The following is a 13211-nucleotide window of genomic DNA, read 5'->3' on the forward strand; positions in this document are numbered from 1 at the left end:
CTCGGTACGTCGACGCCAGAGCCGGCTACTCCCCATCCACCCGGTCCCGCCGCATGGCACGCCAGAGCGCGAGGTCGTAGGAAATCTTCAGCAGCCCGCAGGCGATGAGCGGCAGCGAGATCCACCCCGCTGCAAACAGCGCACCGCTGATCGTCGGGCTGATGGCCGCGGCAAGGCTGCGCGGCACGGCCGTGAAACTCGCCGCGGCACTGCGCTCCGCGGGTGTGACCACCGCCATCACGTAGGCCGTTCGCGTGGGCACGTCCATTGACGACAGTGCACTGCGAACCATCAGGAGGCCGAGTGCAATCGGCAAGCTGGGCGCCAGCGCCGCAAGTACCAGGCACACGTTGGCCGGCAAGTGCGTGAAGACCATGGTGTTGAGCAACCCGATGCGCTGGGCGACCACCGGTGCGGCAAGCTGCGATGCTGCACCGAGCAAACCGGTCCAGAAGAAGAACACGCCCGCCTGGGTCAGCGAGAGGCCGAACCGCTCCAGCAGCCACAGCGACATCAGCGCGTTGATGGCGAGTCCACCGGCAAACGAATCGACGCTGAAGAGCGCCGCCAGCCGCATCACCACGCGCCGAGACGGTCCGAGCGGTGCCGGCGGCACAGGCGCGCCGTTCGCGCTGCTGCCGGTGCCGATGTGCGCGGGCAGCTTCCGGTAAAGCCAGAACACGGCCAGCCCGATGGCCGCGTAGACCACGAACATCCCGCGCAGCGCATCGAGCCGCGTGAGTCCGCTGTGCCGAACCAGCCAGTCGGGCACGGCCGCGGCCAATGCACCCAATGCCGCGCACAACGCACCCAACAGGCTGTAGCGCGCGAACAGGGCCGTGCGGGCATGCCCCTGCGCCGCCGCAGCCAGCCGTGAATGTTCGAGCGGAAGGAACACGCTGACGTCTCCCGAACTGGGGTTGAGCGTGCCGACCAGCGCGACGATCAGCAATGGCCAGAACGACGTCAGGCCCGCAAAGCCCAGGCCCGTGGCCGCCATCAGCAAGGCGGCGCCCCGAAGCAGCCGGCCGCCCGCAAAGCGATATCCCCAGGCGCCCACTGCGAGGGTGGCAAGCGCCGAGCCCAGCATCGTCGCGGTGGCGACGATGCCGACCTCCAGCGTACCCAGCCCGATCGACAGCAGGTAGGCCGGCAGCAGCACGGCCATGTAGCCGTCGCCAAAGGCGCGCAGTCCGCGGGCGGCGAGCAAAGGCACGGCGCCCGGGTCGACTCCGGCTGGCAGCAGTCTTGCAAGACCGGTGCGCGGCCCAGGCGAAGGTGCGGCGCTCATCGGCATGGCCCGGGAGGCTTGGCCTCGACCGGCCGGCCCGCGGCCTGCCAGCCGTCGAAGCCGCCGCGCAAACACCGCGCATCGATGCCCATGGCGCGCAGCCGCATCGCGGTGCTGCGCCCGACCTCATGCCCGTAGGCGCAATAGACCACGACGCTGCGGTCCGCCGGCAGCTCGGAGGCCCATCGGTCCACGGCCGACGGGTCGAACCACGTGGCACCGGGGATCATCGCGGTCGCATGCTCGAACACGCCGGCCCGGCGAACGTCGAGCAGCGTCGATCCGGCGACCTCATCTTGCGTTGCGCCGAAGGGCTCGCTGGCGGCGTGCACGGCCTGCTGGTAGCGCTCGTACACCCGAGCCCAGTGGATGTCTTCCATGAAGGAGTCGACATGCACGCCCGCAGCGGCGCCGTGGTCCAGATGGTGCGCGTGCTCGTACATGTCCAGCGCCAGGATGGGTGTGGCGCCCGCAAGCGCGTGTGCATGGTCGGCGGCCCATTGGTTGACCAGCGTGCCTTCGCGCGGCTGGAAGCTCAGCAACACCCACCCCGAACCGCCGTCATGGGCCTTGCCCATGGCGGCAAACTCTTCGCGCCAACGCTCGGCACTGCCGAAGCTGGCCGAGAGGGCCAGCGCCATGGCAGGCTCCATCGGTTCGCTGTTGCCGCCGAGCGAGGCGAGGTACAGCTCGTGCAGCAGCATCGGGTCGAAGGGAGAAAGCGGGAGGGGAACGGGCGCAGAAAGCGCGTGAGATGCGTCAGGCGAAGTGGTGTCCACGGAGTGCTCCGTTGTGAGTCACCAGCGCTTGGACGGGACACCGTCTGACTTTGCAGAACGGGAGGCTGTTTTCCCGATGCCGGCATCGTACACCGGCTTTGAATCCGTTGTCCAAGCCGGGAGTCACGAACTTGGAGTGCGCCCCGCGAGCGTCTTGCGCGCCATGGCGCCGAGCGTGCGCAGGCCCTTCTCGATCCGGGGGCCCAGCCGTGGCCGCCGCTCAGCCGCAGGCAGTGGGCGTATTTGCCGCTGGCAGAGAACACGACGCCGGGCGCGAAGCAAATGCCTTTTTCGAGCGCCTGCGCAAACAGCAGGCGCGTGTCGGCCGGCTCGGGCAGCTCGACCCACAGCACAAAGTTTCCTTCGGGCCGCGACACCTTCGTGCCCGGCGGAAACGCCTGCTCGATCACCCGCGTCATGCGTTCGAGGGTGTCGGCAAACTCGCGCCGGATGCGGCGCAGGTGCCGGTCGTAGTCGCCGTTGGAGAGAAAGGTGGCCAGCGCCACCTGGGTCAGCACCGGCGTGGCCAGGCTCGTGGCGAACTTGGTTTCGAGCACCCGCGCCATGTGCCGGCCGGTCGCGACCCAGCCGATGCGGTAGCCGGGCGCAAGCGTCTTTGAAAACGAGCCGCAGTAGATGACGTTGTCGTGCGTGTCGAGCGCGCTGAAGGGCAGGGGGCGCTCCTCGCCGAAATGAACGTCGCCGTACACGTCATCTTCGATCAGCGGCACGCCGTGCTTCGCGAGCAGGCGCAGCACGGCGCGCTTGTTGTCTTCGGGCATGGTGCAGCCCAGCGGATTGCTGAAGCTCGATGCCAGGACGCAGGCGCGCACCTTGCCCGAGGCCACGATGTCGCCGAGTGTGTCGACGTCCACGCCAGTGACGGCATCGGTTGGCAACTCGACCACCTTGAGCCTCTTCGCGCGCAAGACCTGAAGCAGCCCGAAGTAGGTGGGCGATTCGATCGCGACCGTGTCGCCGGGCTCGGTGACCGCGTCGAGCGCCAGTGCCAGCGCCTCGGTGCAGCCGCAGGTAATGGCGATGTCGTCGGGCGACAGCGCCTGCCCGTAGCGCAGCGCGCGCCGGGCAATTTCCAGGCGCAGCGACATCTCGCCGCGCGGCGGCGAATAGGTGTTGCTCTGCCCGCCCTTCACGCGCGCCGTGCGCGCAAGCACAAGATCCAGCTTGGACGAAGACAGCAGCCGCTGGTTGGGAATGGCGCAGCCGAGCGGCACCAGGGTGTCGTCGGAGGCGTGCTCCAGCAGGTCGAGCATGAGGCCCGAGAGCTCCACCTTCGCGGGCCGGATCGAGTGCCGCGTGGTCGTTGGAACGGGCAACGCGGGCGGCGCCTTGGCAACGTAGTAGCCCGACTGAGGCCGCACCTCGAGGATGCCGCGGTCTTCGAGCAGGCGATAGGCCTGAACGGCCGTGCTGAGGCTGGTGCGTTGCTGGGTGCTGATCTCGCGCAGCGACGGTGCGCGCATGCCGGGCCGCAGCGCGCCCCGGCCGGCGAGGCCGGCCACGAAATCGGCGACTTCTTCATAGCGGAACCGGGGAGATTGCGACACGGTTGAATCCTGCTTTCATGAACGGCACGGCATGCAACTGTACTGCACCTAATTTCAATAAATTGTGGCTGTTATCGCGAGTCACAAAACGGCAATATCAATGCACAGCCACAACAATCGATCAAGCAGCAGTACATGGCACGGTTTCCGGACAACGAAATCATCTCCCTGGTCAGCAAGGCGCCCCGGTTCGATCTTGCGGAAAGCGTGGGGCCGAGCGTGCGGCTCGCGGAACTGATCGACATGGCCTTCGGCGATGACGCCGATTTTTCGCTGGACTACGGAACGGCGGCGGGCAACCCGGAGCTGCGGCGGGAGATCGCAAACGAAAACGGCGTGCACGCCGACGACATCGTGGTCACGGTCGGCGGCATGCACGCGCTCTTTCTCATTGCCTTCACGCTGTGCGAGGCGGGCGACGAAGCCATCGTGGCCGAGCCGGTGTTTCCGCTTGCGCGCAACGCGCTGACCGCAGTGCGCGCCGTGACGCGTCCACTGCCGCTCGGCTTCGACACGGGCTACCGGATTGACCTGGAGGCGCTGCGACAGCTGCTGTCCCCCAAGACGAAGCTGGTGAGCCTGGCCTCGCCGCAGAACCCCTCGGGCGTTGCGATCCCCGAGCACACCCTGCGCGACATCGTGGCCATGCTGGCCGAGCACGCGCCCGATGCCTGGCTGCTGATCGACGAGACTTACCGGGAAGCCGCCTATGGAGAAGATGCCGCCGCGCCGAGCGCCGCATGCCTCGGGCCGAAGGTCATTTCGGTTTCTTCGCTGTCCAAGTGCCATGGGTCGGCGGGTTTGCGCATCGGCTGGGCGATCACGCGCGACACGGCGCTTCGACAGGCGCTGGTGACGGCAAAGTTCAGCACGGTGATCTCCTGTTCGCCGGTCGACGAGGCGCTTGCGCTGGCCGTGTTCAGGCAGCGCGAACGGATCATCGGCGAGAGGCGCAAGCTCCTCGCGCAAAACCTGCAGCTGGTCGAGAACTGGGTGCTGCGCCATCCCGGCCACATCGACTGGGTGCGCCCGGATGCGGGGGCGTTGTGCTGCATGCGGCTCAAGCCCGAAGTCTTCGACGCCGCGGCGATCGAGCGCTTCTATGCGACGCTGGCCAGGTACAGCACGCGTGTCGCGCCCGGCGCGTGGTTCGGAGACGATCCGCTGGTGTTCCGGCTGGGCTTCGGCTTACCCACGCTCACGGCGCTGGCCATTGCGCTGGAGTGTGTATCGGTGGCGTTGACCGAGGCCACGCGGGCGCCGGAGGGCGCGGCTACCTTCTAGCCCGTGCTTTGCCCGCGCTGGGTCCAGCGCAGCGACACCCAGGTGCCTTCGCCGCGGCGGCTCTCGATGCGCAGCCGCGCACCGATTGCATCGGCCTGCTCGCGCAGCCCCACGATGCCGTAGTGCCCCGCGGCGCCCGCGCTCGGCTCGAAGCCGATGCCGTCGTCGCCGATCTCCAGCTCGACTTCATCGCTTACAACGCTGTGCAGGCGGATCAGCAGGCGCCGTGCGCCCGCATGGCGTTCGACGTTGCGCAGCACTTCCTCGCACATGTGGAACACGGTTTCCGCCGGCTCGGCCGCCAGGTCGGACAACGCGGGGTCCATCTGGCAGTCGAGCTCGATGCCGGTGCGCTCGCCCAGGTTCTTGGCCAGCTCGGCCAGCGCCGCGCCCAGCCCGATGTCGCGCACCGGGTTGCTGCGCAGCTGGTCGATGGCGCGGCGTGCCTCGTCCAGCCCGTCGCGCGCCGCGCGCTCGGCCCGGACCAGTTCGTCCGGCAGCGCATCGGGCCGGCTCGATGCGAGGTGCTTGAGCACGCGGATCTCGGTGAGCATTGCCATCATCGAATGCGCCAGCGTGTCGTGCAGCCCGCGCGCCAGGCGCAGGCGCTCGCGCACCACCGCGGCATCGCGTGACTCCTGCGCGAGCCGGCTGATCTCCTCGGTGCGCTGCCGCACGCGCTCGTCCAGTTCGGCGTTGAGCCGGCGCAGCTCGTCGCGCTCGCGCTGCAGCGTATTCAGCAATCGGTCGAGCGCGCTGCCCAGCCGCGCGGCTTCGTCGGCACCTTGCGGCACCTCGATGCGCGTTGCGCTTCCGGCCAGCACCGCGTCCGCCGAGTGGGCGATCACGCTCACCCGCCGCGTCAGGCGGTGCGCCACGATGATGCCGGCGGCAGCGGCCGCCAGGCCCAGAAGGCTGAGCACGATCGAGATGCGCCATTCGATGGCCGTGGCAAAGGCCGCGACCGATTCGACCGGCTGGATCACCACCGCCTGCCAGCCGAGCCGGCGCAGCGTGCCGTCGCGGGCATTGGGCGGAGAGGCGATCAGGTAGGGCCGGTTGTCCAGGAGCCGCCGGGTGCGAATGCGCGTGGGCAGATCGGATCCGTCGTTGCCCAGACCGGCGACGACGGGGTCGAATGGCGTGATGGGATCGCCCACCTCTTGCCAGCGCTTGCCCAGCAGCACGGCCGGCCCGTGGCGCACGATTCCGTCGCGGTCGATCAGCAGCCATTCGCCGGGCGAGGCGCGGATTTCGGCCACCATCTTCTCCACCCAACTCCAGCTCAGGTTGGCCGCCACCACGCCGATGATCGCCCCGTCGGCATTGCGCACCGGCGCGGTGAGCTTCAGGAAGCGCTCACGCGGCGAGCGGCCTTCCTCGATCCATGCGGCGTTCAGGCCTTGCGAAATCCACGCGTGCTGATTGACGTTCTGGCCCACCACCTGTTCGTCGGTCGCGGCGACGATGAAGCCGTCGGCATCGGTCACCGCCAGCCAGATCAGGTCGGGCACGCCGCGGCGCACCGCCTCGAGCGAGCGCTTGAGGCGCGCGCCTTCGCTGTGCTGCACGTCTTCCGACAGCATGGCCGCCACCACGCTGACCGCCTGCAGGCGCAGCAGCAGTGCGGTGTCGAGCTCGGCGTTGACGTGCTCGGCCGCGGCTTCCAGCCGCTGGCCGTGCTGCTCGAGAAGCGTTGCACGCACGAAGCTGCGCAGCCACAGGTTGGACACCAGTGCCAGGCACAAGGTGAGCGCAATCAGCAGCCAGCCGATCGCGGCGGCCATGGAGCGCCGTGGGTCGATGCGACGTGCGAGGTTCATTGGCTGCGGATTCTCGCAAACGGCAGCCGTGACTTTCGGCATGGGTAGTTCCCCTGAGTCCTCGGGGTTTGTCTCGACTCGCTGCGTGACTTCCGGCAGGCGCGCCGGCGGCGGTTTGCGGCAACAGTTGCACCCATCGCGATCCGTGCCCCCAGCGCGACTGAATTCCCAACCCTGCAACGTGCCGCGACGCGATCGGCGCGACAACGAATGGAGACGAAGCGAATGAACCCCACTTCCCCGACATACATCTCATCCGGCGCGCCGCCGCGATTGATCGACAACCGCTGGCTGCAGCTGGTGGTCGGCATCGTCTGCATGATTGCCACGGCCAACATCCAGTACGCGTGGACGCTGTTCGTGCCGGAAATCCAGGGCAAGTTCGGCTGGGAGCGTGCGTCGATCCAGGTCGCCTTCACCATCTTCGTGCTGGTGCAGACCTGGCTCGCGCCCATCGAGGGCTACTTCATCGACAAGTTCGGACCGCGCCTGATCGTGGCCTTTGGCGCGCTGTTCATCGGCGCGGCCTGGGTCATCAACTCGCAGGCCACCACGCTGATGGGCTTCTACATCGGTGCGGCCGTCGGCGGCATTGGCGTGGGCTCCATCTATGCCACCTGCATCAACAACGCGCTCAAGTGGTTCCCCGATCGTCGCGGCCTGGCGGTGGGCCTGACGGCCGGCGGCTACGGCGCCGGTTCGGCCGCCACCATCCTGCCGATTGCGGCAATGATCGAATCGTCGGGCTTCCAGCAAGCCTTCATGTTCTTCGGCCTGCTGCAGGGCTCGCTGGCCTTTGCCGCGGCCTGGTTCCTGCGCGCGCCCAAGGGCAACGAAGTGCGCGGCTCGACCAAGCTTGCGCAGAGCCGCCGCGACTACACGCTGGGCGAGGCGCTTCGCACGCCGCTGTTCTGGCTGATGATCTTGATGTTCTCGTGCGTGGTTACCGGCGGCATGATGGCCGTGGCCCAACTGGGCGTGATTGCACAGGACCTGGGCGTGAAGAACTTCAAGGTCGACCTGTACTTCGTCACCATGGCCGCACTGCCGCTCGCGCTGATGCTCGACCGCGTCATGAACGGCATCTCGCGTCCGCTGTTCGGCTGGATCTCCGACCACATCGGCCGCGAGAAGACCATGGTGATCGCCTTCACGCTGGAAGGCATCGGCATCATCGCGCTGGGCTACTTCGGCCACAACCCGTGGGCCTTCCTGATCCTGTCGGGCGTGGTCTTCCTGGCCTGGGGCGAGGTGTATTCGCTGTTCTCCGCACTCGCGGGCGATGCGTTCGGCACCAAGCACATCGGCAAGATCTACGGCGTGCTGTACTGCGCGAAGGGCATCGGCGCGCTGTTCGTGCCACTCGGCAACCTGATGATGGAAGCGACCGGCACCTGGTCGACCGTGCTCTACACGGTGGCGGCTCTCGACCTGTTCGCCGCCTTCCTGGCCATCGTCGCGCTGCGGCCGATGCTGGCAAGGCACACGGCCAGCAATATCGGCGTCGTATGCGTCTTCGCCGGCGCCTGACCTTGCGATGCCGGGCGGCCTGTCGCCCGCGGGCCGCACGGCCTGATGGCCTGAGACCACTGCCATTCCCGCGCACCCTGGAGCCGGCTTTGCCGGGCTCCAGGGTGCGTTTTCCATTCAGGGCGCCGAAGCGCTTCGGAGGGTTATTTCTTCAACACCAGCACAGCCAGTTCGGTGCGTGTGTTCGCGTGAAGCTTTTGCATGATCCGGCTGACGTGGTTCTTCGCCGTTCCCTCGGCCAGGTTGAGCGCCGTGGCAATCTGGCGATTGCCGTAGCCCTTGGCAATCAGCTCGAGCACGGCGGCCTCGCGGTCGGTCAGCGGCTTGGTTGCCGCATCGGGCCCCAACAACTCGCCGGGAACGGTGGCCTGCGGTTCGGCGCGCAGGTCCGGCGCAGGCGCGGGCGGCGGCTCCTGCGCAACGCGGTCGGCCAGGAGCCGGAACTGGTCCATCACCTTGCGAGCGATTTGCGGCGTGAGCCGTGACTCGCCGCGGTGCACCGCCCGCACGGTGTCCAGCACCTCTTCCTCCGAGGCGTCCTTGAGAAGATAGGCCTGCGCGCCGGCGCGCACCGCGTCGAAGACGAGGTCGTCGCGGTCGAAGGTGGTCAGCACCATCACGCGCGTGTGCGGCAGCGCAGCCGAGATCTCGCGCGTGGCGAGCACGCCGCCCTTGCGCGGCATGTGCAGGTCCATCAGCACCACGTCGGGCAGCAGGCGGCGGGCCAGCTCCACGGCTTCGATGCCGTCGGCCGCCTGGCCGACCACTTCGATGTCCAACGCGGCATCGAGCAGCATGGCCATGCCGCGGCGGATGAGTGCCTGGTCGTCGGCAATCAGCACGCGAATCCGCGGCGCGGCATGCGGCGCGGGCGCCGACGGCTCGGCAATGGTGCTCATGGCAGGCTCAAACGCCTTCGATGATCCGCAGGTCCCGCTCGGCGCCGTCGGCCAGCGCGGCGAGCGCGGCCTGGTAGTCGGGGCTGTCATGCACGGCGCGGGCCCGTTCGACGCTGTCGAATTCGATCAGCACGGTGCGCTCGGCCAGGCCGTATTCATAAACCTGGGCGGGCATGCCCCGCGCCAGGAAACGCCCGCCGCCCGCAGCGATTGCGGGGCCGGCGAGTTTTGCATAGGCCGCGAGTTTGTCGGCATCCTTGACGGCACGGTACGCGCTGACCCAATAGGCTTTTGCCATGGTGATTTCTCTCAGTTGCAGAGCGAGCAATATAGCGTGCTCGCCGCTTCAGCGCTTGGGTTCGCAACTCAGGATGTGCAGGCGTAGTTGGCCGCCAACCGGGACGCTGCAGCATCGTTGGCCGGCCCCGTGTACCGCGGGTATTGCGGGTACTGGCACAACGGCCGGCTGAGCACAACCGCACCATCGGCGTCGCGCTTTTCCGCGACCAGCGTGGCCGGTGCCGCGCTCTTGGTCACCCATTGGTCGAGTGCCGTCAGCAGGTCTGCCGAATCGGCACCCGGTCCTCCGGCGCAGTGGTTCACCCCCGGCGCCACGTAGAAGCGCGTGGACGCGTCGGCGGCCGGGGCGCCCACCGCGTTTCGCATGTTCGCGTGGTACTCGACGGTCGACCGGGCGCTGAGCGCGGCATCGTTTCCGCCGTGCCACAAGATGAGCTTGCCGCCGCTGTTGATGAACGGCCGGATGTCCGCATTGGTCGCGTCGTTGAGTGCGGCCATGGCATAGAGGGCGTTCTGGTTCTGGTCCCAGGGCGTGTAGGCCAGCGAATCGACTGTGCGGTCGCGGGCGAGGTAGTTCTTGACGGTCGTGTCCTGAAACAGGAACTGCAGCGCCATGGTGACGTTGCCGTCGCCTGTGAGCCAGGTGCGCCAGGCGCCCGGGTCGTCCTCGTTGCCTGTCAGGTTCCAACCCGCATTGCGGAAGGTGGGGCTGCCGGTGAACGCGGCTTCGGTCGTCCACGAAGCCACCACGTCGAGCTGCGCATCCGAGAGGCAGCTGTCGCCGGTATCGCCCCCGCCGGCACAGCGCAGCGCGGCAACGTTGACAACCGCCGGCGTGCACGCGGCCTGGTTCGACACAACACCATCGGTGATGCCGTCGAGCGCGTCGCAGGCGTTTCGCACCTGCGTGCTCAGAAGGGCCGTCTTGGCGGCGCTGAATGCACCGCCGGGTGCGGCAAGCGCCCTGGAGTTCCGGTTGAAGGCACCCATGAACCCGACCCAGTTGTAGGCGGGTGCGCGCGCAATCACGCCGTCGAAGAGGTTCGGCGAGCGCTGCACCGCCATCAACGCTTCCCGTCCGCCGTTCGAGCAGCCCTCGAAGTACGACTTGGCCGGCAACGCTCCGTAGGCGGTCGCCAGCGTCTCCGTGGCGGTCGACATCACCGTGGGTACCGAGAGGCTGCCGAACAGCTGGGCGGCAAAGGTGTCGGTCAGCGCGAAGTCCGCGCTCAATCCACTGCCCTGATGGCCGGAGTCGCTGGCGACCACGGCGTAGCCCTGGCTCAGTGCCGGTGCCCCGGGGGCGAAATGGCGCCGTTGTAGCCGCCCCCGCCCTGGTAGTAGAGCTTGCCGTTCCACGCCGCCGGCAGGGAGATCTGGAAGTTCAGCGCCGGCGCGATCGTGCCGGTGACCTTGCAGTACACGGGCGTGCCTGCCGATGCCGCTTCCATCACGGCCGTCAGCGCGGCGCCTGCAACGGTTTTTCCGTTCAGGTCACTGCATGCCTTTTGAGCCGTGACAACCGGCGGTGCGGGTGGCGGGTTTCCGGGTTGTGCCGCCGGAGGGGCAGGAAGCGGAAAGAAGGGCGTGCCGTTGTCGGAGCCGCCGCCGCAGGCCGCCAGCATTGCCACGCTGACAGCAGCAGCATGGAGCTTCACGCGAGGCGATGATGCCTTTGAGAGTAAGAAGTGCATGTCTCTATTCCTTTGTCAGTTTTCTGCCGGCGCACCGCATCGAGATTGAGCGATGCCGATCAGATTCTGAAAGGCGAGAACATTGGCAACTGTTTCGCAACGGACATTCGGCCCGTTAATTTCTAAGGAAAAACCCTTCGGTTTCCAGGCGTGCCGGCCCTGCTACGGATACCTGGCAAGTGCTTGCCTGTCCATCACCGTGATGTAGCCGTAGCCCCGCTGGATGAGGCCCGCGGTTTCGAGTTCGGTCAACGCGATGTTGACGCGTTGGCGCGAGATGCCGACCAGCAGCCCGATCTCCTCCTGATTGATCCGCAGCGTGGAATCGGTGTTCGGGTAAAGCACCGGATGGAAGAGGCTGGAGATGCCGCGCGCCACGCGCGCCGTCGGTTCGAGCAGCCGGTCGAACTTCACCATGGCAATGAACTGCCCCAGCCGCTCGTTCAAATGAGAAAGCATGAAATGGTTGAACGGAATACTTCGGTCGAGCAACCACGAGAACGTGGCCCTCGGCAGGTGGACCGTGATGGTCGGCCGCGTTGCCATGACCTCGTACCTGCGGTGCTCGGGCTTCAGCAGCGATCCTTCGCCGATCCATCCGCTGGCCGCGACGCCCGTGAACATGATCAGGCGGCCGTCCACCGTGGTGTCCTGCACACGAAGAAAACCTTCCAGCACGCCAATCCAGCTGTCGGCTATTTCGTCGCGCTGGCACACATACGAGTGCGCTTCATGGTGACGGACGTACAGGGCCTCGAACGCCTTCGTTCGCTCTGCCTGCGTCAGTGCGCGCGGCCAGATGCAGCGCTCGAAGAAGGCATTCAGTTCCTTGGCCGGCAGCATGCGTTACCACCACGCCAGGCGAGAGATATCGGCGCGGGCGAAGAACGAACCAGATCGAACTCTCATTGCGAATTTCCTTCAGCTGGCGAATCCTATGGGCGCTGGCTTGCCGAGTTTGTAGCGTGGACGACATTTACGCCCTTGCACCGCTGGGACAAACCCTGAGCCACAGCAACGGTGAGGTGCTTCGGCGCGCCAAAGAAAAAAGGGCACCCCTTGCGGAGCGCCCCTTTGTTGGTTCAGTTGAGCCTCGAGCCCTTCGGCAGTCGGCTTGCGAGCCACTCGTGCACGTCGGCTCGCACGTTACGGCCTTCCAGGAGAAAGTCTTCCCAGCGGCTTGTTCTGGGGTCTTGAAATCGTTACATGCATCAGTAGAATTCGTCCCGTTTTTTTAGATGAGTAGCAGGTGAGGGAGCCGGGGGAGGATGGCACGTGTGGATAACTTTTCCTTGACTCGATGGCGCGAACTAAACGCCGTCGAGGCACTGCGTGCGCTCGCGGATTACGTCAAGGAGGACCCCACGTTCAAGCCTCGCAACCGGAATGGCACGACCCGTTGGCACGTTTCTGTCGCCGGTTGCGAATTCGAACTCTTGTGCAGCGATACGAAGTTTTTCGACGCACGCGCCCGCAGGGGAGGCGGGGGAGCCGTTGATTTGGCGATGCACTTGTTTGAGCTCGACTTCAAGTCTGCGATCAAACTTCTGCGAGAGCGAGGACTGTGAGCAATGATGCTGGTCAAAGCGACTAATGAGTTCACGATTCAAGGGTGCCCTTACCCGCGCTTTCCGATCCTGCTGTACGACTCCATGGCGTCATGCATCCCCGCAAACGAATTCCTTCGGTACTATTTGTTCCGAGGTGCGATCGGATCACGCCTGTCTTGGGATAGCACTGCGAGAGCACTGTACGACTTCTTTGGTTTTCTGCAGGCGCACGATCTTGACTGGAGGACGGCGAAGCGAAGGCAGGGAGAGAGCTTGATCGCCTTGTATCGTGACTATAGTTTGGACACGATCGGCCTCGCGCCCAACACGGTACGGCAGCGACTACTCTACATCTGCGAGTTTTACGCTTATGCCCTCCGGCAGGATTGGATCGAAAAACTGCCCTTTGACTTCGAAGAACGTAGCGTGCGCAAACCGCGCGCAGGGTTCTTCGCCCACGTCGATGCAAGCGGGGAAAGCAACTAGTCAGAGA

Annotated in this window: 12 protein-coding genes; 3 read left to right on the forward strand and 9 right to left on the reverse strand. The window is 66.4% G+C overall.

The window, feature by feature from the left end:
* Positions 1-25: 25 nt before the first annotated feature.
* The 3 genes from M0765_RS13625 to M0765_RS13635 are packed head-to-tail and all read right to left on the reverse strand — an operon-like array spanning position 26 to position 3638.
* The gene (locus M0765_RS13625) at positions 26-1291 is read right to left on the reverse strand and encodes an MFS transporter (protein ID WP_258508257.1); all 1266 of its coding nucleotides are present in this window, start codon (positions 1289-1291) and stop codon (positions 26-28) included.
* Positions 1288-1932, reverse strand: coding sequence for a Fe-Mn family superoxide dismutase (locus M0765_RS13630; RefSeq protein ID WP_258504142.1), 645 nt, complete (start codon positions 1930-1932; stop codon positions 1288-1290). Before M0765_RS13630 ends, M0765_RS13625 begins: the two co-directional genes overlap by 4 nt.
* Positions 1827-3638, reverse strand: coding sequence for an aminotransferase-like domain-containing protein (locus M0765_RS13635; protein ID WP_258504143.1), 1812 nt, complete (start codon positions 3636-3638; stop codon positions 1827-1829). The genes M0765_RS13630 and M0765_RS13635 overlap by 106 nt, the downstream gene beginning before the upstream one ends.
* 135 nt (positions 3639-3773) lie before the next feature.
* Here M0765_RS13635 and M0765_RS13640 point away from each other — a divergent pair, with 135 nt between their 5' ends.
* Positions 3774-4922 (forward strand): pyridoxal phosphate-dependent aminotransferase, encoded by a 1149-nt coding sequence (locus M0765_RS13640; RefSeq protein WP_258504144.1) that lies wholly within the window; start codon positions 3774-3776, stop codon positions 4920-4922.
* Here M0765_RS13640 and M0765_RS13645 read toward each other — a convergent pair.
* Positions 4919-6745: a histidine kinase gene (locus M0765_RS13645; RefSeq protein ID WP_258504145.1), complete on the reverse strand. Its 1827-nt coding sequence runs from the start codon at positions 6743-6745 to the stop codon at positions 4919-4921. The two genes, M0765_RS13640 and M0765_RS13645, sit on opposite strands and share 4 nt — an antisense overlap.
* A 225-nt stretch (positions 6746-6970) precedes the next feature.
* Here M0765_RS13645 and oxlT point away from each other — a divergent pair, with 225 nt between their 5' ends.
* The gene (oxlT, locus tag M0765_RS13650; protein ID WP_258504146.1) at positions 6971-8275 is read left to right on the forward strand and encodes an oxalate/formate MFS antiporter; all 1305 of its coding nucleotides are present in this window, start codon (positions 6971-6973) and stop codon (positions 8273-8275) included.
* A 143-nt stretch (positions 8276-8418) separates the two neighbouring features.
* Here the strand turns inward: oxlT and M0765_RS13655 are convergent, their stop codons facing one another.
* From M0765_RS13655 to M0765_RS13675, 5 genes are all read right to left on the reverse strand, one after another.
* Entirely contained in the window at positions 8419-9174 is a 756-nt protein-coding gene (locus tag M0765_RS13655) for a response regulator transcription factor (RefSeq protein ID WP_258504147.1), read from the reverse strand.
* Positions 9175-9181: 7 nt separating this feature from the next.
* Positions 9182-9472, reverse strand: coding sequence for a DUF1330 domain-containing protein (locus M0765_RS13660; RefSeq protein WP_258504148.1), 291 nt, complete (start codon positions 9470-9472; stop codon positions 9182-9184).
* A 68-nt stretch (positions 9473-9540) separates the two neighbouring features.
* Complete coding sequence (locus M0765_RS13665; RefSeq protein WP_258504149.1) at positions 9541-10743, reverse strand: tannase/feruloyl esterase family alpha/beta hydrolase; 1203 nt, start codon at positions 10741-10743, stop codon at positions 9541-9543.
* A gap of 14 nt (positions 10744-10757) precedes the next feature.
* Positions 10758-11132 (reverse strand): tannase/feruloyl esterase family alpha/beta hydrolase, encoded by a 375-nt coding sequence (locus M0765_RS13670; RefSeq protein WP_258504150.1) that lies wholly within the window; start codon positions 11130-11132, stop codon positions 10758-10760.
* A 198-nt stretch (positions 11133-11330) separates the two neighbouring features.
* Complete coding sequence (locus tag M0765_RS13675; protein ID WP_258504151.1) at positions 11331-12011, reverse strand: Crp/Fnr family transcriptional regulator; 681 nt, start codon at positions 12009-12011, stop codon at positions 11331-11333.
* Positions 12012-12739: 728 nt separating this feature from the next.
* On the opposite strand from M0765_RS13675, the gene M0765_RS13680 reads away from it, so the two are divergent.
* Positions 12740-13204 (forward strand): hypothetical protein, encoded by a 465-nt coding sequence (locus tag M0765_RS13680; RefSeq protein ID WP_258504152.1) that lies wholly within the window; start codon positions 12740-12742, stop codon positions 13202-13204.
* Positions 13205-13211 lie beyond the last annotated feature (7 nt).

The sequence above is a fragment of the Variovorax sp. S12S4 genome (genome assembly GCF_023195515.1).
GTDB lineage: Bacteria > Pseudomonadota > Gammaproteobacteria > Burkholderiales > Burkholderiaceae_C > Variovorax.